Annotated in this window: 20 protein-coding genes, 1 other RNA gene and 1 pseudogene (1 of these 22 only partly in view); 17 read left to right on the plus strand and 5 right to left on the minus strand. The window is 51.0% G+C overall.

Features of this window, described 5'->3' with window-relative positions:
• Window positions 1-247: 247 nt before the first annotated feature.
• The 4 genes from CVU71_00385 to CVU71_00400 all read left to right on the plus strand — a co-directional run bounded on the left by CVU71_00385 (window position 248) and on the right by CVU71_00400 (window position 6,537).
• Window positions 248-3,223: a hypothetical protein gene (locus tag CVU71_00385; protein PKN20291.1), complete on the plus strand. Its 2,976-nt coding sequence runs from the start codon at window positions 248-250 to the stop codon at window positions 3,221-3,223.
• 188 nt (window positions 3,224-3,411) lie between these two features.
• Window positions 3,412-4,521, plus strand: coding sequence for a hypothetical protein (locus CVU71_00390; GenBank protein ID PKN20292.1), 1,110 nt, complete (start codon window positions 3,412-3,414; stop codon window positions 4,519-4,521).
• Window positions 4,522-4,731: 210 nt separating this feature from the next.
• Window positions 4,732-5,133 carry a cyclic nucleotide-binding protein gene (locus CVU71_00395; GenBank protein ID PKN20293.1) on the plus strand — a complete coding sequence of 134 codons (402 nt, stop codon included), beginning with the start codon at window positions 4,732-4,734 and terminating at the stop codon, window positions 5,131-5,133.
• Between the two features lie 249 nt (window positions 5,134-5,382).
• Window positions 5,383-6,537 (plus strand): hypothetical protein, encoded by a 1,155-nt coding sequence (locus tag CVU71_00400; GenBank protein PKN20294.1) that lies wholly within the window; start codon window positions 5,383-5,385, stop codon window positions 6,535-6,537.
• Between the two features lie 30 nt (window positions 6,538-6,567).
• On the opposite strand, the gene purD is transcribed toward CVU71_00400, so the two are convergent.
• Window positions 6,568-7,905: a phosphoribosylamine--glycine ligase gene (gene purD, locus CVU71_00405; protein PKN20295.1), complete on the minus strand. Its 1,338-nt coding sequence runs from the start codon at window positions 7,903-7,905 to the stop codon at window positions 6,568-6,570.
• Between the two features lie 80 nt (window positions 7,906-7,985).
• Between purD and CVU71_00410 the strand changes: the two genes are divergently transcribed.
• Window positions 7,986-8,801, plus strand: a complete 816-nt coding sequence (locus CVU71_00410) for a hypothetical protein (GenBank protein ID PKN20296.1) — start codon at window positions 7,986-7,988, stop codon at window positions 8,799-8,801.
• A gap of 48 nt (window positions 8,802-8,849) precedes the next feature.
• A complete protein-coding gene (locus CVU71_00415) occupies window positions 8,850-9,320 on the plus strand; it encodes a hypothetical protein (protein PKN20297.1) in 471 nt (156 codons plus the stop codon).
• 39 nt (window positions 9,321-9,359) lie between these two features.
• Here the strand turns inward: CVU71_00415 and CVU71_00420 are convergent, their stop codons facing one another.
• Window positions 9,360-10,076 (minus strand): DUF4197 domain-containing protein, encoded by a 717-nt coding sequence (locus CVU71_00420; GenBank protein ID PKN20298.1) that lies wholly within the window; start codon window positions 10,074-10,076, stop codon window positions 9,360-9,362.
• Window positions 10,077-10,100: 24 nt separating this feature from the next.
• Window positions 10,101-10,334 carry a hypothetical protein gene (locus CVU71_00425; GenBank protein PKN20299.1) on the minus strand — a complete coding sequence of 78 codons (234 nt, stop codon included), beginning with the start codon at window positions 10,332-10,334 and terminating at the stop codon, window positions 10,101-10,103.
• Between CVU71_00425 and CVU71_00430 the strand changes: the two genes are divergently transcribed.
• The 11 genes from CVU71_00430 (at window position 10,312) to CVU71_00480 (ending at window position 19,838) form a co-directional block, all read left to right on the plus strand.
• A complete protein-coding gene (locus CVU71_00430) occupies window positions 10,312-11,577 on the plus strand; it encodes a hypothetical protein (GenBank protein ID PKN20300.1) in 1,266 nt (421 codons plus the stop codon). The two genes, CVU71_00425 and CVU71_00430, sit on opposite strands and share 23 nt — an antisense overlap.
• On the plus strand, window positions 11,574-12,872 hold the full coding sequence (locus CVU71_00435) for a hypothetical protein (GenBank protein ID PKN20301.1): 1,299 nt from the start codon (window positions 11,574-11,576) through the stop codon (window positions 12,870-12,872). Before CVU71_00430 ends, CVU71_00435 begins: the two co-directional genes overlap by 4 nt.
• Window positions 12,873-12,886: 14 nt before the next feature.
• Window positions 12,887-13,642 (plus strand): hypothetical protein, encoded by a 756-nt coding sequence (locus tag CVU71_00440; protein ID PKN20302.1) that lies wholly within the window; start codon window positions 12,887-12,889, stop codon window positions 13,640-13,642.
• Window positions 13,643-13,645: 3 nt separating this feature from the next.
• Complete coding sequence (locus CVU71_00445; GenBank protein ID PKN20303.1) at window positions 13,646-14,635, plus strand: tRNA dihydrouridine synthase DusB; 990 nt, start codon at window positions 13,646-13,648, stop codon at window positions 14,633-14,635.
• 87 nt (window positions 14,636-14,722) lie between these two features.
• The gene (locus CVU71_00450; GenBank protein ID PKN20304.1) at window positions 14,723-14,953 is read left to right on the plus strand and encodes a hypothetical protein; all 231 of its coding nucleotides are present in this window, start codon (window positions 14,723-14,725) and stop codon (window positions 14,951-14,953) included.
• Window positions 14,954-14,968: 15 nt separating this feature from the next.
• Window positions 14,969-15,250, plus strand: a complete 282-nt coding sequence (locus tag CVU71_00455; protein PKN20305.1) for a cell division protein ZapA — start codon at window positions 14,969-14,971, stop codon at window positions 15,248-15,250.
• A gap of 13 nt (window positions 15,251-15,263) precedes the next feature.
• A non-coding RNA gene (gene ssrS, locus CVU71_00460) (6S RNA) lies at window positions 15,264-15,458 on the plus strand.
• 192 nt (window positions 15,459-15,650) lie between these two features.
• Window positions 15,651-17,216: a ribonuclease Y gene (rny, locus tag CVU71_00465; GenBank protein PKN20306.1), complete on the plus strand. Its 1,566-nt coding sequence runs from the start codon at window positions 15,651-15,653 to the stop codon at window positions 17,214-17,216.
• A 22-nt stretch (window positions 17,217-17,238) separates the two neighbouring features.
• Complete coding sequence (locus tag CVU71_00470) at window positions 17,239-18,024, plus strand: TIGR00282 family metallophosphoesterase (GenBank protein PKN20307.1); 786 nt, start codon at window positions 17,239-17,241, stop codon at window positions 18,022-18,024.
• Window positions 18,025-18,037: 13 nt separating this feature from the next.
• Window positions 18,038-19,324: a tyrosine--tRNA ligase gene (locus CVU71_00475; protein ID PKN20308.1), complete on the plus strand. Its 1,287-nt coding sequence runs from the start codon at window positions 18,038-18,040 to the stop codon at window positions 19,322-19,324.
• Between the two features lie 121 nt (window positions 19,325-19,445).
• Complete coding sequence (locus CVU71_00480; GenBank protein PKN20309.1) at window positions 19,446-19,838, plus strand: hypothetical protein; 393 nt, start codon at window positions 19,446-19,448, stop codon at window positions 19,836-19,838.
• A gap of 33 nt (window positions 19,839-19,871) precedes the next feature.
• Here CVU71_00480 and CVU71_00485 read toward each other — a convergent pair whose 3' ends face one another.
• Both CVU71_00485 and CVU71_00490 read right to left on the minus strand, forming a co-directional pair.
• Window positions 19,872-20,099, minus strand: a complete 228-nt coding sequence (locus tag CVU71_00485) for a hypothetical protein (GenBank protein PKN20310.1) — start codon at window positions 20,097-20,099, stop codon at window positions 19,872-19,874.
• Window positions 20,099-20,129: pseudogene (locus CVU71_00490) on the minus strand (hypothetical protein); it runs 1,085 nt beyond the window's last position. Before CVU71_00490 ends, CVU71_00485 begins: the two are co-directional and overlap by 1 nt.

The following is a 20,129-nucleotide window of genomic DNA, read 5'->3' on the forward strand; positions in this document are numbered from 1 at the left end:
TCCCGCGTAATACTCGGGGACAATGACAACGCCGCGCTTTATTGTCTCTTGATCTTTTTTGCCGATCAATGTTATCAATAAGCCGGACCAAGAGTGCCGGAACTGCCACCGCTGGTTTTTCTCACCATGTTACGCAACGTATTCATCACCGCCGGCATGTGTTAAATCGTAAAACGACTTAAGAAAGCATTATCCCGCTTCAAAGCATATCCGGAAATAGACACTGATCAACAGAGGTTGCGTGAACATGAATTTACAATCTCTCATTGTCCATCTGATTTCCAGCCGAAAGAGGCAGCTTTATCTGATCGGCATTATTACCGTGCTTTCCCAGCTTATTACGGTTGTCATGAACATTGCCAATAGTCTGATCTGGTGGGGGCGCATCGACCCGGACCTCCTTTTGATCGGCTGCATCGATTCCTTCATCGCCACAAGCATCCTGGCTCCCTTATTCATCTATTTGATTAAGAAGTCTTTCAATCTCGACGAGATGAATCATCAGCTTCAAAAGGAAGCAAACGATCGGGGCCTGCTGGAAGAGGCGCTCAAGAAGAGCGAAGATAAATACCGGACGCTGATTGAAACAACGGATACCGGTTTTGTCATCATTGATCAGGACGGCCGTGTGCAGGACGCCAATCCCGAATATGTGCGCCTTTCCGGACACGCTGCTTTAAGCGAAATAATGGGCAGAAGCGTTATTGAGTGGACTGCCGATTACGAAAAAGAAAAAAACGCGGCCGCCGTGAAAGCATGTTTTGATAAAGGATACATCAGAAACTTTGAAATTGACTATGTGGACGCCAAAGGCGCCGTTACCCCGATTGAGCTCAATGCCACATGCCTGGAAGTCGGCGGGAAGACGCACACGCTAACGATCTGCCGTGACATTTCCGAGCGCAGAAAAATTGAAAATGAATTGCAAAATCTGGCATCCATCGTCCGGCACTCGAGCGATCTCATTAATCTGGCGGCCGGTGACGGGAAGATGATCTTTCTTAACGAAGCGGGCTGCGAGATGGTCGGGATTGAGCAGGAAATGGTAAACGAGCACAATATCATGGATATTGTTCCGGATCACCTGATCGGGCTTGTCAAAACGGAACTCTTGCCCGCGCTCCGGAGAGGTGCTGCCTGGGAAGGTGAGCTTCAATACAAAAATCTGAAAACCGGCAGTATTGTTGATGTGTATGCAACAACATTTATCATCACAAATCCCGTCAGCAAGGCGGCGCTTTGTTATGCCAATGTTTCCCGCAATATCACTGACCGCAAGCGGGCGGATATGCAGCTTAAAGAGGCGGAGCATAAATTCCGCACCATCGCGGACCTGACCTATGATTGGGAGAACTGGGTCGGCGCCGACGGCAAGCTCATCTGGGTAAGTCCATCCGTCTTGCGTGTGACGGGTTACTCGGTTTCCGAATGCATGTCCATGCCGGACTTCCCGTTTCCGATGATTCATCCGGATTATGGCGTCAGGACCCTGGAAAAAATGCGGTCGGCCGACAAGCAGCCGCAGAACGATCTCGAATTCCGCATCATCCGGAAAGACGGAGCGGTCCGCTGGGTAGCGGCCTCCACCAATCCGGTTTTCACCGAGGAGGGTCAAAGCGCGGGGCATCGTACCAGCATCAGGGACGTCACGGACCGTAAGCTCTCGGAAGATGCGGTGCGCCGGAGTGAAGAAAAATATCGAACCATTCTGGAAAGCATCGACGAAGGCTATTTCGAACAAAACCTTGCCGGCGACTTTATTTTTTTAAGCGATTCCATGTATAAAATATACGGGTATCCCCGGCAAGAATTAATGGGCATGAATTACAAACTGTACACGGATAAGGAGAGCGGGAAAAAGTGCCTCCAGGTTTACCGGAAAATCCTGGAGACAGGAAAACCCGATAAGGTTGTCGATTTTGACATTATCAGGAAAGACGCGACCAGAAGACATATTGAGTCATCGGTATCCCTGCAGAAAGATTCCGCGGGCAATCCCATAGCGTTTCGGGGTGTCGTCCGGGACGTCACCGACCGCAGGAAAGCCGATAAGGAAAAACGGGATCTGGAAGAACGCCTGCAGCGGGCGGAGAAAATGGAGGCGCTGGGAACACTGGCCGGCGGCGTTGCCCACGATCTCAACAATGTCCTCGGCGTTATCGTCGGCTATGCGGAACTGCTGCTTGCCGAGGTTAATCCGGTAAGCCCGGTCACGCCGCGCCTGACGAAAATTATGAGCGGCAGCGAAAAAGCCGCCGCGATCGTGCAGGATCTGCTGACGCTGGCGAGAAGAGGGGTTCCCGGCCGGAAAGTGCTGAACCTGAACAGGATCATTTACGATTATCAACATTCACCGGAGCTGGAAAAACAATCTTCATATCATTCCGGCGTGCGCATCAAACTCGATCTGGATGCCGGCCTGCTGAACATTTCCGGCTCCGCCGTTCATCTGGGCAAGGTGATAGCCAATCTTGCCGCAAACGCCTTTGAGGCCATGCCCCTAGGCGGGACGCTGACCATCAAAACAGCCAATCAATATCTGGATAAACCGCTTTACGGTTATGACGCGGTCCGCGAAGGGGATTATGTTGTCCTGAGCGTGACGGATACGGGGGAAGGCATCGCGCCTGCGGATCTGCAACGCATCTTCGAGCCGTTTTACACCAAGAAAGTTATGGGAAGAAGCGGGACGGGATTGGGCCTGGCGGTTGTCTGGGGAACGATGAAAGATCATCAGGGCTACATTAACGTCCGGAGCGAAGAAGGAAAGGGCAGCACTTTCACCCTGTATTTTCCCGTGACAAGGGAAGCACTGTCCGCGGAAGATGTGTCGGCATCTCTTGCCGAATACATGGGAAAGGGTGAAACCATTCTGGTCGTGGATGATGTGAAGGAGCAGCGCGATCTGGCGTCCGAGATGCTGGGGAAATTGAATTACCGGGTATCCAGCGTCGGCAGCGGTGAGGAAGCGGTAGCCTACATCAATAAGCATCAAACGGATTTGATGGTTCTGGATATGATTATGGAACCGGGGATGGACGGGTTGGATACCTACAAAAAGGTTCTGGAAATCAGGCCCGGTCAAAAGGCGATTATTGTCAGCGGTTTTTCGGAAACCGAGCGGGTGAATGAGGCCCACGCTCTGGGCGCGGGGGCCTACCTGAGAAAACCCTATATCACGGAAAAACTGGGTCTGGCTGTAAGAAAGGAACTGGATAAATAGCCGGGCAGGGGAAGGGGGCAAATCTGTGTCAATATCCGGGGTGTCGCAGTGCGGAGATTGAACGCTCTTTCAGACTCCGGGTTCATCTTCATTCCGGCGGATCATCATTATCTTCACCTGCGATCCGCCGCCCTGCTGTTTGCGGGATTTGGTGGCAATATCAGGAAAAATATTCTAGCATCTCATCCATGGAACAATCAGAACGATACATGGCCCTTGATGTATTGAGGGGAATAACGGTTGCGCTCATGATTCTGGTGAATACGCCGGGAAGCTGGCAACATGTTTATCCGTTGCTCACGCATTCCAAATGGCACGGTTGCACACTGACGGACCTGGTGTTTCCTTTTTTCCTTTTTGCTGTCGGCGTATCTCTGTTTTTTTCGCTGGCCGGATATCAAAACAAATCGGGCAAGGAAGCCCTCCGGCGTGTCGGACGCCGAACGCTTTTGATTTTTGCTCTGGGAATCTTTATCAACTCCTATCCCCAATGGATGACGGATTATTCGCAATTGAGAATCATGGGTGTGCTGCAGAGAATTGCCGTGGCATACGGCATTGCCGCGCTGATCGTCCTTGCCTGGCCGCGCAGATGGCTGCCCGGCATCGGCGCTTTTATTCTGCTGTCCTGCTGGGGCATCCTTTATTTTTTCGGCGGTTCAGACCCTTACAGTCTTTCCGGAAATGCCGCCATCCCGCTGGACCGGGCCATCCTGGGTGAAAACCATCTTTATCGCGGCTTTGGAATACCCTTCGACCCGGAGGGAATACTCGGTTCCCTGCCGTCGGCCGTCACCGTTCTCACAGGTTATCTGGCAGGAATGATGATCAGGGAAACAGGGGGAAATCAAGCGCTCTCCAGGCTGGTTTTATCCGGCAGCGCCTTGACTGTCGCCGGATGCCTCTGGGGGGTGGTGCTGCCCATCAACAAGCCTTTATGGACCGGTTCATACGTGCTCTATACGGCGGGTCTTGCCACCCTCTTGTTTGCCCTGCTCATTTATATCATTGACGTGAAGAAATATAAAAAATGGAGTCTGCTCTTTTCGGTTTTCGGCATGAATCCTCTCCTGCTTTTTATTCTGTCGGTTGTCTGGGGCAAAACGCTGCGCCTCCTGATCCTTATTCCCGACGGCTTTGGCCATCCGATGCCCGGAAACGCCTGGCTGTATCAAAATATCTTTGTGCCGCTGGCCGGCAGCATGAACGGCTCACTCGCGTTTGCGCTGGCGCACATCGTATTCTTCTGGCTGGTCGGATATGTTTTTTACAGACGCCGGTTTTTTGTCAAAATATGATGAATGATGATAAAAGACAGACGCAGGGACACCCGAAAATTCCAGCGGCGATTCATTCCGGTTGTTAATCATCCATTTGCTTAGGCGATTGTAAGGTAATTCCCATCGACTTTTCAGGAATGGTCAGCTGTGGTATTGAAGGACCAATGATGCTAAAATGGCTTCTATACAAATGAGAAAACGGTGCACAAGATAACAAGGAGGCTGTCTATGTTCCAGATTGTAAGAACTGAAACGTTCGAGGACAAGCAGATAATATTTAAAGAGGGAACCTTTGGCGACTGGATGTATATCATCGAAGAAGGAGGCGTGGAGATTTCCCGGACCGTCGGAGGCAAGAAGGTTATTCTTGCCAATCTGGAAGAAGGAGAAATCATCGGCGAAGTGGCTTATATTTCCAGGAACGGGCGTTCGGCTACGGCAATAGCGATTGGTAAAACCAAACTTGGAACAATCGATCGCCAGCATTTTGACAACGAGTTCAATGAACTCTCCCATGAATTTCAAGCGATTTTGAAAACGATGGCCCTGCGCCTGGGAAGGACAACCGAATTTCTGATGGAATGTCATGAAAAACTCAATAAGCAATCAGCCTCTAAAAACGATAAATAAATCCGCCGTGCACTTTCCGATCGAAGCCCCGCACGCGTGACCTCGCGTGCCTTCAGCGTATCACGTCATCAGGTTATTCGCGGGGTCATACTCGGCGAATAACCTTGTTTTTAATAATTCAAGGTATTAAGATTCCTCATCCCGAGGTATCGGGATTCGGAATGACAATCTTTCCTGTTGCAACACAGTCTGTCTGCAGGATAACAGGTTGGTAAATTTCCGTCGCAGGTATGGTTTAGAAAGCAGATCATGATCAGTCCCGCAAAAAAATTATTTTACCTTATCGAATTAATCAATTGCTATGCCGCCGTCTACTATTCCAATTTCATCTTTTTTTATCTGCGGCGCACCTTCGGTTTCGGTGAACTGGAAAATCTGCTGACGGCCGCCCTTGGCGGCTTTATCTATATTTTCGCCGCCTGGCAGGGCGGCAAACTGGCCCAGCGCTACGGTTGTATCCGGATGCTTGCCCTGGGTTCCTGCGTGGTTATTTTGTCCCTGGCCCTGGGGATGGCATTTACTACCGCAACGGCTCAGGTCATGGTGTTTTGCCTGTGGACATCAGGCGTCTGCTTTATCTGGCCTGCCCTGGAAATACTGATCAGCGACCGGGCGGGTGCGGATCTTGCGAAGATGGTCGGCATCTATAATGTCACCTGGGCCGGCGGCGCCGCGGTGGCATATTTTACAACCGGTCTGCTGATTGAAAAACTGGGCATGTCGAGTCTGTTCTGGCTGCCGCTGGGGCTTACTGCAATCGAACTTGCCCTACTGCCTTTCGCTGCAAAATGGCTGAAAAAAGAGGACGATCTTCCCCGTCAGGAGGAGCCCGTCACCTCGGCGATCCATCTGCCGGACACCGGGCGGTTTCTGCGGATGGCCTGGATAGCCAATCCCTTTTCCTATGTGGCGATCAACACCGTCATCCCGCTGATTCCTTCCATTGCGGAAAAACTTGACCTTTCCACAGGCATGGCGGGCATTGTCTGCTCCTTCTGGATGTTTGCCAGGCTGGCTGCATTTGCGATCTTCTGGCACTGGACGGGCTGGCACTACCGTTTCCGCTGGCTGGCCGGCTCATGTCTTTTGATGATCGTCTGTTTCTTTGTGATGCTCATGACGCAATCGCTCGGATTGCTGATGCTTGCGCAATTAGGCTTCGGCCTGTCGATCGGACTGATCTATTACTCATCCCTCTATTATTCCATGAACGTGCCGGAAAATCAGGGGTTAAACGCGGGTCTTCATGAGGCGATGATCGGAACGGGTTTGTTTATCGGTCCGGCTTTCGGCGCCGCCACCCTCTATCTTTTTCCTGCCGCTGTCGGCGCCTGGTCCGTGGGCGGCCTGCTGTGTCTGGGCTTTTCCGGCCTGCTGTTTGTCAGGCATTACCGGAAAAAGTAGTCAGCGGTTGTGCAACACGTCCTGGTTTGATCAGGTTCCCCGTATTTTCTTCATGTGATCGATGCGCTTCCGGATGAGCGCGTCTGTGCCGATGTCTTCCCGGTAGGCGACCGGGCCTTTCACGGCCTTGACGCCTTCTTCGGCAATTTTGCGGGCTTCGTCCAGTGTATCGGCGATGCCGACAATGCCGATGGCGCGCGATGAACTCAAATACAGTCCGTCTTCTTTTTTGTCGACGGATGAATAGTACAGCCTTGCTTTTCCCACGTCGCCCACTTCAATCTTCGCGCGGGATGATGCCGCGTCGGGATGATCGGCGGGCAGGCCGTAGCCTTTGGGCACAACGTATTTGCACACGGTTGCCTTGGGGGCGAATTCAATCTTCAGGGTATCCAGTGTTCCGGCGATGATGTGGCGGCATACTTCAAGAAAGTCCGTTTGCAGAAGCGGCAGAATGTTCATGGCCTCGGGATCGCCGAACCGCGCGTTGTATTCCAGTAGCTTCGCGCCGTTTCGGGTGGCGATGAAGCCGCCGTACATGACGCCTTTGTAGGGGCTGCCTGTTTCAGCCAGGAGAGCCGCCGCGACCTGTCTGGTAATCTCCAGGCCTTCCTCGATATCCGACGGCTTCACAAAAGGCATAGAATGATCGGGCATCGAGTAAGAGCCCATACCGCCGGTGTTCGGGCCGCGGTCGCCGTCAAACCGTCTTTTGTGATCCTGCACCAGCGGAGTCCCCACAACGGTTTTGCCGTCGCACAGGCATTGCAGCGAAAATTCCTCCCCGTCGAATTTTTCTTCAACGATGACGGATGAGCTTTCTTTCAGAATCTGCCGGCATAAACTCAGCGCTTCTTCTTTTGTGGCAAAATGATCCCCCTGAACCAGCACGCCTTTGCCGCCGGTCAATCCGTCCGGTTTGAGGACGATGCCTTCGAGCTCATTCAGAAAAGCCTCTATGCCGTCGTCGGTCGTAAATACTTTGAACTGCGGATTGCCGGGAATATTGTATTTGCTAACGAGATTGCGGGTGAACGACTTGGATGTCTCCAGCCGCGCCAGGCTTTTATTGGGGCCGACGGCCGGAATGCCGCACGCGGCCAGCGCATCGACGACGCCGTTTCCCAGCGGGTCTTCCGGGCCGATCACGGCGAGTTCTACTTTGTTTTCCGTTGCAAAGCCGGTAATTGCCGCAAGGTCCGAATAATTGCCGAGCAGCGTTTTTTCCGACAGCGACGCTATCCCCGGGTTATTGGCTTTCATAAACGAAAACAGACGGGGATGCAGGCTGGATCGTGAAATGGCTTCGGCCATCGCGTGTTCGCGCGCGCCGTTTCCGACAAGTAGTATATTGGGCATGGTTAACATCCTCCATGGGTTTATGTCATAATGGTTGTCTAGATAGCGGAAAAAAACTTTTAAGTCAAATGGCAGGAACAGGATAATAAATGGGTAAAATAAAATTGCTTGACTGTTTTAGTCAAGAACATGATAATCGCGGCCCTTCAATAGACAGGGTATATTTTTTAAGAGGTGCGGCTATGAAAAAGTCATGTTTTATATTTGGATTGTTTGTTATTTTTGCAATGGGTTGCAGTCAGCCGGTTCTCAGGCAGGATGTTCCTGTCTCGACTAATCCGATGGGCGCCAAAATATATGCCAATGGCCGGTTGGTGGGAACGACGCCTGCGTCCGTTTCTCTGGAGCGGGATCGCAATCACATCCTGACGCTCGTCAAGGACAAATACCGTCAGGAAGACGTGATGATCCAAAAAAAGTACCAGAAGGAAAAAGTCTATCTCAATGCGATATCGTCGGGCGTCAATTCCGGACTTTTCTTCAAAGACCCCAGGATGGGCCTTGGCTCTACCATGAGTTCAATTTCTTCACAGGAAGATACAGGCGCGGCTTTTGTTCTTGAGCCTGCGGTGGTGAGGATCACCCTGACGCCAATTGCGGGCTCTGCCGCGGATGTTCCCGGTCAACCGCAGGGGCGGCAATCGAAATCTTCGGAGACGATGGCTGCATCATCGGATGACGCTGATGTCGATAAGATGCAAATGGCCAGGGGGCTTGCCAAAATCGGAGCCGCTGCGGCTCTTTCGCAGGCTAATCCGCTGGAAAAGAAGGTGGAAACATCCTCTTCATCCAAAAGCTATGTCCAATCCGACGGGACAAGGGTTACGGAAAAATCAGGCACCTCGGTCGGCATGAGCGTCAATCCGGCGGCAATTATTAACGTCATCGATGTTTTGTTTAAATAAAATATTAGTGGCTATGAGGGCTTTTTAATTTTGCAGGAGAGATTTGATATGAAAAGATTTATACCGTTGTTTGTGTTTGTTCTGATTCTTTCTGCCGCAGTCCATGTCGTTGCCGCTGATATTGCCGCTGTGGATAAAATAAGCATCCTGATGCCGAGGGCAAAAGTATTGTCTATTCTGGGCTCTCCCCGGGAGACGGTAACGCTGGACAAAGGATTAAAAATTGAAGTCTATCCGGTGGAATCCGCGCTTCCGCTCACGCATTCCGGTTGTATCTATGGAAATGACGGGCTCCTGATGGGACAGTCGTTTGTGTTTCAGGGCCACGAAACTGCCGGAATTGTCGAACGTTTGAAAAAGCATGGTTTCAAACCATTGCCTGCACAAGAAGATTCCCTGCGTTTGACCGGTGTTGATGATGATACCGGACGGCCTCTGGTGGCGGTTATTGCGGAGCATGACCATTTGACGACCATTACAACATTTGAAAAGGCTTTTTACGAGGCTCACGTCAGGTAATCGGCAAATTTCAATCAGACAGCAGGAGATCCTTTGTTTTTACTTAAAAACTTCTTTGAGCAGACTGGTTACTCTTGCTTTTGGATTTGTGCGGATGCTGGTTTCTTCCTGGGCCAGCGTGTAAAATAATCCGTCCAGCGCCTTCGCGGCAACGTACCGGTTGACGTCGGGATCAATGGCTTTGCCGACTAACGGCAGGCTCTGTACTTTGCCGCTGATGGCTTCGTATTGCTGCGTCACCTGATACGAATTCATCGTTTTACGCACCGCCGGTTGAAAAAGTTCCAGCAGCTTATCATAGGTTTTCGTCTTGAGATAATCAGTCGCCGCCGTATTGCCGCCCTTCAGAATCCTGCTGGCGTCGTCAAACGGCATATCCGTGATCGCGGTTAGAAAAATATCCCGGGCCAGGGGCGCGGCCTTCTCCGCGGCCCGGTTCATGCTGAGCGTGAATTCATCCAGCTCCGGCCCGAAACCAATGCTTCTCAAAACGGGTTCCGCCTTCCGGACTTCTTCGGGCAGCAGAATTTTAACGGCTGCATTGGTGAAATACCCGTTGTTTTTTCCTAAATAACGGGTCGCGTTTTTGATGCCTACGTTCAGGGCTTCTTTAAGCCCCTGATCGATTTTACCATTGCTGATTCCGCCGGTACCTGCCTGGCCGAGCTTGTCCTGAAGCACATCAAGGAAAGACGCCTGGTTGTATTGACAGAACAAAAACACGAAAAAGACGCTCCATATTATTTTTCTTTTCATGATGCTTTCTCCATGCCCCTGCTTTCAATACGAAAACATATCGTGCCGATTTAAAATATTGATGCTTCGATCCGCCCGCCGCACCGGAAGTATAGGAAGGATGCTTTTTGATGTCAATGGAATAATAACAATTTGATTCATTTCATCCCGATGATGTTTCCCGGAAAGCGCTGTATCTTTTTTATTTGTAATCTGATAAATTAATGCATCAACAACAGCGGCGAGGTTTAAGTCATTGGTTTTGAGTTCTGATATCATCATACTGGTTGTTCTTTTTTTGTTTTCCGGATTCTTCTCTTCGGCGGAGGCGGCGCTGCTTTCGCTTTCGGATCTGCATCTGCATAAAATGAAGTCGGACAATTACCCCTTTTTCAATTCCGTGGTGAAACTGCTGGATAATCCGCGGCGTCTGCTCATCACGGTGGTCACCAGTAATGAAGCCGTTAATATCAGCATTTCCATTCTGGCCGCCTCTCTGTTCATTAGTCTTTTGGGAGTTAACGGACAATGGGTTTCGATCATCGTGACATCGGTGGTCCTTTTTCTAGCTGGTGAGGCCATCCCCAAAACGTTCGGCGTGACTTACCCGATGCAGGTTGCATCCGCCGTGTCGCCGCTTTTGCTGCTGATTTCCCGTCTGGAATTCCCGATCGTTGCCGCTTTGGAAAAAACCCCGGGTTTGATCTTAAAGCGGCTGGATAAGCGCAAGATCCGGGACATGGATGTATTGATGGAAGACGAGTTCAAGCATCTGATTGACGCGGGGAGCAAAGAAGGCGTTGTGGACGAGTCGCAAAAAGAACTCATCAAAACCATTTTTGAATCGGGCGACCAGCCGGTGACGGATATTATGATTCCCCGCGTGGACATGTTCTGCCTCTCTCTGGATATGGAGGCGTCCGAGATTGTCCGGGAAGTTGTGCACAACCGCTACGAACGGGTTCCGGTTTATCGGGATGACCGCGATGACATTATCGGCATCCTCTTTGCCCGCGATCTGCTTAATGACACCCTGCGTTCCGGGCCGTCGACCGCTATTGAAAAATTGATGGCGAAACCCTATTTTGTTCCGGAGAGCAAAACCATTAACGGCCTGCTTCATGATTTCCAGGAAAAGTCGATCCAGATTGCCATCGTGGTGGATGAGTACGGCGGCGTATCAGGGCTGGTGACGCTGGAAGACATTCTGGAGCATTTGTTTGAAGAGGCTTACGGCGATGACGAACCGGCCAACTTCGGGTGCGATATTGTGGACCAAAACACGATGATTGTTCCCGGCAAGATGCCGATGGAGCAGGTCAACGATCTGCTCTTGGCCTCTTTGCCGCAGGATGAATTCGATACCATCGGCGGCTTCGTTCTGCATTTGTTCGGGAAGATGCCGGAGCGCGGCGAATGCATTGATTTTGAAAGCTATCACTTCCGCATCGAGAGCATCGGCAAAACCAGGATACTCAAGATCCGGATTGAAAAACGGACACCGGCGGAGGCGGACGAATGAGCCTCTATCTGATTCTTGCCCTCATCTTGATCTGTCTGATTCTGGAAGCCCTTTATTCCGGCGGGGAGGTCGCCTTATTTTCCTCCGACATCAACAAAATAAAATATTACGCGCGCCGGGGATCCCGCGCCGCCATGCAGGCCGTCAAGTTAAAGGAACATCCCGAATGGTTTATCTCCACTGCGCTCATCGGTACGAATCTGGCGATTATTGTCGCCTCCACACTGGCCACGGGTCTTTTGATTAAATATTTCGGCGCGGATAAGGGCGAGCAGATTGCTTTCGCCGTTATGCTGCCGATCCTGTTTGTCATCATCATTGTCCGCAGTATTTTCCAGCATTACCCGGAGGTCATGGCCATCAAGGTTGCCCATTTCATCCGTCTGTCGTCCTTTGTCTTTTATCCGCTGGCTTATTTTGTCGCGGCGATATCCAGAGGCGCGGTCAACATTTCCTTCAATCAGCAAGAGACGCAATCCTCCTACATCACCAAAGAAGGATTGAAATATATTTTAGGCGAAAAGACGGAGGGCAGTGATATTCTGACGACGGAAAAAGAGATGGTCAGCCGTGTTTTTGATTTTTCGGAACTGACGGCGGAAAAGATTATGGTGCCTGTTTCCGCGTTGACGGCTCTGCCGCAAACGATGAAGATCGAAGAAGCGGCGAAAGTGGTCGCGGCAAAAAAATATATGCGCATTCCCGTCTATTCGGAAACGGCTTATAATATTGTCGGCATTCTGCATTATTTCGATCTTCTGGATATGCTGCTGAAACAGAAGCAGACGCCGATGGCCGCATCGGATATGGTCACGGTGGCCGACTGCATGCGGACGGATGTGTTTTACGTTCCGGAAACGAAAAAGGCCGGTCCGCTGTTGATGGATATGCAGCAAAAACGCGAGCACATGGCCGTGGTTGTTGATGAGTACGGCGGCGCGGTCGGCATTGTCACGATGGAAGATATCGGAGAGGAAATTGTCGGCAGCATCGATGAGGAATATAACAAGGGTGAGAAACTGTACAAAAAAATCGCCGCCGGACGATATTTGATCAACGGCCGGATGAAAATAGACGATCTGAATCAAATTTTGTTGACAAGACTGCCCGAAGGCAATTATGAGACCCTCGGCGGGTTCCTGATCCAGCAGGCGGGCAGAATTCCCCTGCGCCGGGAAAGGTTTGAATTCGACGGCATGATCTTTATCGTCGAAAACGCCGATCAGAAAGCCATCAGGGAAGTCCTGGTGATTTTTCCGCCGCCGTTGGAAGGGCCGCGGACACAAACGGTATGAGGTGAAAGCAATTGATGCAAAGCAGTGAATTTTGCGCGCTTATTTTAGCGGCGGGGAAGGGCACCCGCATGAAATCGGATATGGCCAAGGTGCTTCATGTGCTCAACGGCAAACCGCTGTTGCATTACGCAATCAAGGCGGCGCGGGATGCGGGGGCGCAAAAAATTGTTGTGATTGTCGGCCATCAGTCGGACAAGGTCAGGGAAGCGTTTCCTGATCCGGATTTGGTTTTTGTGGAGCAGATGCCGCAGCTGGGAACCGGACATGCCGTGATGCAGGCCGGCGGCGTTCTCAGCGGTTACAAAGGGTTGACGGTTATCCTCTGCGGTGATGTGCCGCTTCTGAAACCGGAGACGATCCGGTTGCTGATTAATAATCATCTGAAGGCCTCTGCCTGTGTGACCGTGCTGACCACCGAGCCGCCCGGCCCCCATGCCTACGGACGCATTGTGAAAAATAATCAGGGCGATATTCTGAAAATTGTCGAGCATCGGGATGCAACCGACGCGGAAAGAGAAATCCTGGAAATCAATACGGGGATTTATTGTGTTGATACGCCCTTTTTGTTTGCCGCGCTTAGCCAGGTCAAAAACGATAATCAGCAAAAGGAATATTATCTGACCGATATCGTGGAAATCGCCCGCCGGGAGGGCCGGAAGGCCTGTGCCTGTCTGACGGCGGATTATGTCGAAGTCATGGGGATCAATACCCTCGAAGAGCTTGCAAAGGCGGGTGAGTATCTCCGGAAGTCATCATCCGGTCGGGTTTGATTTGTGTCTTCTGTAATCCATCTCCTCAAGAATAAAGCGATTCTCGCGCCGCTGGCGGGCATTACGAATTTGCCGTTTCGGCTGGTTGCCCGCAGTTTCGGCTGCGGATTGTGTCTGACCGAGATGATCAGCGCCAACGGCCTGATTCGTGAATCAGCAAAAACAATAGAATATTTAAAAACCTCTCCTCAAGATCAGCCGCTGGGGGTTCAGATTTTCGGCGCCGACCCCGCCCTGATGGCCGAGGCGGCCAAGGTTGTTGCCGGGCATCATCCTGATTTAATAGACATTAATATGGGTTGTCCGGTCCGGAAAGTCGTCAAAACCGGCGCCGGCGCCATGCTGATGAAAGACCCCGCCCTGGCCGGGAAAATCATTGCGGCAGTCGCTGGAGCGTCAGACATCCCCGTGACGGTCAAGATTCGTTCCGGATGGAGCCCGGGGTCCATCAATGCAGTGGAGATGAGCAGGATCGCCGCGGATGCAGGCGCGGCGGCCATCATCGTTCATGGCCGGACGGCCGATCAGGGATTTTCCGGCCATGCCGACTGGGAGGTCATCCGTCAGGTCAAAAATACCGTCAAGATTCCGGTCATTGGCAACGGCGATATCCGCGAGCCCGCGGACGCGCTTCGCATGTGCCGGGAAACCGGCTGCGACGCGGTGATGGTCGGCCGGGCCGCTCTGGGAAATCCATGGATATTCAAAGGAATTGATCAATTATTGAATGGTGTTTCGGGCGATTACCATCCTTCCTTGCCTGAGCGTCAGGCTCTCATTAAAAAGCATTGGGAAATGGAGACGCAGATTTACGGCCGGCGAATTGCGGGCAGAACGTTCCGTAAACATTTACTCTGGTACACGAAAGGATTAACCGGTTCGGGGCGTTTCAGGGAAAAAGTGGGAAAAATGACGGACAGTAGCGAAATATTGTCGGAACTGGACCGGTATTTCGAGGTGCTGGCAGAGTCGCAAACCGAATTAATGACTTGACATTTCAGGTATGAATTGGCATAAATGAAACCGAATTTAAAGTGGAATTACAGATAGCAGATTCTAAAAAAAAGGACTGAAACGAACGTGGAAATTAGCAAATTTACCGAACTTGAAGATAAAATTAAGAATATTGTTAGTGAACAGGTTTTTTTGAAGAAACAGATTTCAATATTGGAGGAAGCACTAAAAAATAAAGAATCGGAGATAGAAGAATACAAAAGTAAACTTAATGTATTAGATGAGGAAAGGAACAGCGTACGCACAAGGGTGGATTCACTGCTTGATTTACTTGCAGATATAGAGGTGGTAAAATAAGCTTCCAGGGCGTGGATTTTGAAAAAGCGTTACGAAATTAAAATTTTAGGGCGGGAACTTGCGGTTTTGAGTGATGCGGAAGATGAACAAGTGGCCAATGTTGTTCGATTTGTTAATGAGAAGATGGAAGATGTCATGCAGTCGAACGATGAACTCCGGACAGTGGATGTGGCTATCCTGGCAGCTTTGAACATTTCAGAAGATTATTTAAAATTAAAGGGAGTCAATCAGGACTTATGTGAGCAACTGACGCATCGGTCCGAAAAGCTTATTCAGTTAATAGAAAACGCAAGTTGATTAAGAAATTTATTCACCCCTGCGATGTGCGTGATTGTCATTTGTTTTTGAGCCAACACTTTGAACCTGGGGCCTATACTTGTTTGCGGTGAGCATGTCCGCCTTGTTCCGCTGGTCGGGTGGCAGAAAGCCTGAAACAAACAACACCGGGCGCCCACTTTTATAAAAGGTTCAAAATCGTGATTTACACGGCATAGGCGGGGGTTTTTTACTGCCTTCCTTTTTCCTTTTCCATCGACGTACACAGCACTAAAAAATACCATGAATCCTTCGGCAGGGTTTTTGATCAAAGCCTGTCGGAAGGTTTAAATATAATCCTGTTGAAGCGGGCGGTCTGATTTTCGGGTTAAAACATTGTTCAGACAGTTATTTCACCAGGATAAAAGAGGAGGTAATAACTATGTTGGAGGGCGGTTTGTTTGTCCTGTTTATAGTAGTAGCGGTTTTGGCGGGTGCCATAGTCGGTTATGTTCTGAAACAGATATTTACAGCAAAGAAAATCAAGGCATCGGAAAGTCTGGCGGCGCGTATTGTCGAGGAATCCAAAAAAGAAGCCGAGACACTCAAAAAAGAAGCGATTCTGCAGGCTAAGGAAAATCTGCTGAAGATGAAGGCGGATTTTGACCGGGAAACGAAAGATATTAAAAGTGATCTGGAAGGCCTGGAAAAACGTATCCGGATCAAAGAAGAAAATGTGGACAAGCGTATCGATTCCTTGACACAAAAGGAATCAAACCTTGAGGGGCGTGATAAAAATTTAACCCAGAAAGAACACGCTCTGGAGGAAAAACACAAGCGGATGGACGCGCTGGTGGAAGAGCAAAAAGACAAACTGGAGAAGATTGCCGGCATTACGCCTGAAGAAGCAAAAAATATTCTGATTCAATCGATGGAATCGGACGCCAAACGTGACGCGGCAGTCCTTGTCCGTAAAATTGAAGAAGAAGCCAAGCTCACGGGCGATCGGAAGGCCCGCGAAATCATCGCTTATTCCATTCAAAGGTATGCGGGAGATTATGTAGCGGAGCATACGGTGTCCGTTGTTAATCTGCCCAGTGAAGAAATGAAAGGCCGCATCATCGGGCGCGAAGGCCGTAATATCCGGGCGATTGAAGCGGCTACCGGCATTGATCTGATTGTGGATGATACGCCGGAAGCGGTGGTGCTTTCCAGTTTCGACCCGGTCCGAAGGGAAGTTGCCCGCATATCGCTGGAACGGCTTATTCAGGACGGCCGCATTCATCCGGGCCGGATTGAGGAAATTGTCAAAAAAGTACGGACGGAAGTCGAACAGATTATCCGCGAAACCGGTGAAAAAGCGTCTTTCGACTGCGGCGTCCACGATATTCATCCGGAAATTATCAATATGCTGGGCGCGCTTAAATACCGCACCAGCTACTCTCAAAACGTTCTGCAACATTCCATTGATGTGGCTTATCTGACGGGGCTTATGGCTGCTGAACTGAAAATGAACATCAAGGAGGCCAAGCGCGCCGGTTTGCTGCATGATATCGGCAAGGCGGTGGACCATAAAATTGAAGGAACGCACGCGGCCATCGGCGCCGACTTTGCCAAGCGCTTCGGTGAAAATCCGCGTATCGTTCAGGCAATTGCCACCCATCACGACGACGGACGCAACAACACGCTGCTGGGAGTTCTGGTGCAGGCGGCAGATACCCTGTCGGCAGCCCGTCCCGGAGCGCGCCGTGAAATGCTGGAAACCTACGTTCATCGTCTGGAGGAACTGGAAAAGATTGCTCATTCCTTCAACGGCGTCGATAAGTGCTTCGCGATTCAGGCAGGCCGTGAAATCCGCATCATGGTGGAAAACGAAAAAATTTCCGACAATGACACCGTGATGCTGTGCAACGACATCATTAAGAAGATTGAAAACGAAATGACCTACCCGGGACAGATCAAGGTCACGGTTATCCGGGAAACACGCGTGTCTAATTTTGCCAAGTAGCGCGCATAGATTCGAGTGAAGCATGAAGATTCTTTTTATCGGCGATATCGTGGGCAAGCCGGGACGCACGGCGGTTAAAGAACTGCTGCCTTCTCTGGTTGGGACGCACGACGTTGATCTGGTGATCGCCAATTGTGAAAATGCGGCGGCCGGTTTTGGGGTTACCCGGGATATTGTCGAAGAACTGTATGAAGCGCACATTGATATCCTGACGTCCGGCAATCATATCTGGGATAAAAAAGATGTGCTGGAATATATCGACGATTATGAGACGCTGCTGCGTCCGGCCAATTATCCGGGCACAGTGCCCGGTAAAGGTTCGGTATTAATGCCGACTGCCGCGGGCGATTACGTCGGTGTGCTCAATCTGGCGGGCCGGATTTTCATGGCGCCGATTGACTGTCCGTTTGTCACGGCCAAACAGGAAATTGCCCGGTTGAAAGCCAAAACCAATGTTATTATCGTTGATATCCACGCGGAGGCAACCTCGGAGAAGAAGGCCCTGGGCTGGTATCTCGACGGTGAAGTTTCCGCGGTGCTGGGCACGCACACGCATGTGCAGACGGCGGACAACGAAGTTCTGCCGGGCGGCACGGCTTATATCAGCGACGTTGGAATGACCGGCCCTTTTGACTCCGTGATCGGCATTAAAAAAGACACCATCATTGAAAGATTCTTAACACAGATACCCAACAGATTTGACGTGGCCAAAAATGATATCCGCCTGCAGGGCGTCATGATGGATATTGACGCGCAAAGCGGTAAGGCCAGTGCTATTGAGAGGATCAGCATCAAGCTCAACGATTGAACGGAGGGACCAGATGAAAAGCGCTTATGAAATTTTAAAGGAAAGAGGTTTTGTCGAGCAGATCACCGACGAGGCCTTGATTACCGAGCTTTTCGCCAAAGGCCCCGTGACCTGTTATATCGGCTTTGATCCCACCGCCACCAGCCTCCATATCGGCTCTCTGGTGCCTATCATGGCGCTTGCGCACATGCAGCAAAACGGCAACCAGCCCATTGCCCTGGTCGGCGGCGGCACCGGGCTGATCGGCGATCCCAGCGGCAAGACGGAAATGCGCCAGGTGCTTACCCGCGAGCAGATTGACTACAACGCGCAGTGTCTGGGCAGACAGCTTTCCCAGTATCTGGATTTTACCGACGGCCGCGCCCTGCTTCTCAATAATGCCGACTGGCTTACCAGGATCAACTACATTGAATTTCTGCGTGATATCGGACGGCACTTCAGCGTCAATAAAATGCTGGCGGCGGAAAGCTACAAGATCCGCCTGGAGAAAGGGCTCAACTTTATCGAGTTCAATTACATGCTCCTGCAGGGCTATGATTTTCTATACCTGTTCCAGCATTACGGCTGCGCCCTGCAAATGGGCGGCAACGATCAGTGGGGTAACATGCTGGCCGGCACCGAGCTGATCCGCAAGGTTGAAGCCAAAGACGCGCAGGCCGTCACCTTTCCCCTGATTACCACGTCGCTTGGTCAAAAGATGGGAAAAACGGAAAAAGGCACCGTCTGGCTCGACGGCACGCTGACCACGCCCTACGAGTATTATCAATACTGGGTCAACTGCGACGACGCGGATGTGGAGCGGTTTCTCAAACTCTTTACGTATCTGCCGCTTGAAGAAATTGCCGTCGTCAAAACACTGGCCGACGCCAGACTGAACATGGCTAAAACCGTCCTGGCTTACGAGGCAACCAAAGTCACCCACGGCGCGGAAGCGGCAAAAGCCGCGTGGCGCGCATCGATGGAGGCCTTCCATGCCCGTCCGGTCGATGCCGATCTTTTCCCCGCAAGCGACATTCCGCGCGAAGCGCCACAGGCCGATACGTCCGCCATTCCCCGTTATGCAGTTTCCCGCAAGGATCTGGATGCCGGTCTTCTGATCACGTCTTTATGCGCCAAGGCGGGACTGACACAATCCATGTCGGAGGCCAAACGCCTCATTGACCAGGGCGGCATCTATATCGGTGAACGCCAGGTTAAATCCGTGGATGAAAAATTGTCCCCTGATGACTTTGCCGTCAGCAACGAACTGCGCCTGCGCAAGGGAAAGAAAAAATATCTGATTATAGAAATAGCCGATTAGTTCGATCCCCCTGCAGGGGGACGAGACTGAAGGCTGAAGGCTGAAGGGCTAAACGGAAGCTTCGCTTATCTTTGTTGAAAATTACAAAAGCCCGGACGGGTTAACCCGTCCGGGCTTTTTCTTGTTAGATGGTAGACTTCCTGCGTTCAAGGATGCCTGTGTCACAGGCGCAAAGCTAAAATCTGAAGATATTCCCTGGCCGGAAGCTGAAGGCATTGCGAAACGTTTGGTTAAGCAACTTTCCAAACTCTTCCAAAAACCGCTTGCGTTCAAACCTGCCGAGACCTTAAGAACCTATCCGGCGCCTGATGATTTTCCGGAAAACATCCTTTGGAACCAGACCCGCAAATGGTCTTGGATCGATAGCACGCGGCCAGGCCTTGTGCTGATTGCCCGAAGGCAAGTCGTTCACGCGCAAATTTCGGCAAACTCTCTTGACTGCCAGCACAACGGATGCACACGCGGCGTTGTCGCAAAACTCGAGTTGACGACGACACCGTTGAAAAGAGACTAAATGGTTACCCCCTTGCCCCTTGCCTATTACTCATCAATTTCCCACCACCATATCTGCCGGGTTGCCGGTCGTAAGCTGCGACCAGATCGTGCCGTTATATTGATAGAGGCCATTTGCGCCAAAGTCTGCATACAAGATGTTATTTGAAGTCAGCATCTTCTCTGGATTGCCGGGGGTGATCTGCGACCAGGCAGTGCCGTTATGCATATAGATGCCGCTTCCGGTATAGGATGCATACAAATTGGTGCCCGATGCAACCATCAGAACTGGAGTTCCCGGGGTAAGCTGTGA

Source organism: Deltaproteobacteria bacterium HGW-Deltaproteobacteria-6, assembly GCA_002840435.1.
Classification (GTDB): Bacteria; Desulfobacterota; Syntrophia; order Syntrophales; family Smithellaceae; genus UBA8904.

Excerpts from the sequence above, each read along its gene's own strand:
- CVU71_00385 (PKN20291.1), top strand. The coding sequence starts at position 248 with ATGAATTTACAATCTCTCATTGTCCATCTGATTTCCAGCCGAAAGAGG.
- CVU71_00390 (PKN20292.1), top strand. The coding sequence starts at position 3,412 with ATGGAACAATCAGAACGATACATGGCCCTTGATGTATTGAGGGGAATA.
- CVU71_00395 (PKN20293.1), top strand. The coding sequence starts at position 4,732 with ATGTTCCAGATTGTAAGAACTGAAACGTTCGAGGACAAGCAGATAATA.
- CVU71_00400 (PKN20294.1), top strand. The coding sequence starts at position 5,383 with ATGATCAGTCCCGCAAAAAAATTATTTTACCTTATCGAATTAATCAAT.
- purD (PKN20295.1), bottom strand. The coding sequence starts at position 7,905 with ATGTTAACCATGCCCAATATACTACTTGTCGGAAACGGCGCGCGCGAA.
- CVU71_00410 (PKN20296.1), top strand. The coding sequence starts at position 7,986 with ATGGGTAAAATAAAATTGCTTGACTGTTTTAGTCAAGAACATGATAAT.
- CVU71_00415 (PKN20297.1), top strand. The coding sequence starts at position 8,850 with ATGAAAAGATTTATACCGTTGTTTGTGTTTGTTCTGATTCTTTCTGCC.
- CVU71_00420 (PKN20298.1), bottom strand. The coding sequence starts at position 10,076 with ATGAAAAGAAAAATAATATGGAGCGTCTTTTTCGTGTTTTTGTTCTGT.
- CVU71_00425 (PKN20299.1), bottom strand. The coding sequence starts at position 10,334 with ATGATATCAGAACTCAAAACCAATGACTTAAACCTCGCCGCTGTTGTT.
- CVU71_00435 (PKN20301.1), top strand. The coding sequence starts at position 11,574 with ATGAGCCTCTATCTGATTCTTGCCCTCATCTTGATCTGTCTGATTCTG.
- CVU71_00440 (PKN20302.1), top strand. The coding sequence starts at position 12,887 with ATGCAAAGCAGTGAATTTTGCGCGCTTATTTTAGCGGCGGGGAAGGGC.
- rny (PKN20306.1), top strand. The coding sequence starts at position 15,651 with ATGTTGGAGGGCGGTTTGTTTGTCCTGTTTATAGTAGTAGCGGTTTTG.
- CVU71_00470 (PKN20307.1), top strand. The coding sequence starts at position 17,239 with ATGAAGATTCTTTTTATCGGCGATATCGTGGGCAAGCCGGGACGCACG.
- CVU71_00475 (PKN20308.1), top strand. The coding sequence starts at position 18,038 with ATGAAAAGCGCTTATGAAATTTTAAAGGAAAGAGGTTTTGTCGAGCAG.
- CVU71_00485 (PKN20310.1), bottom strand. The coding sequence starts at position 20,099 with ATGGTTGCATCGGGCACCAATTTGTATGCATCCTATACCGGAAGCGGC.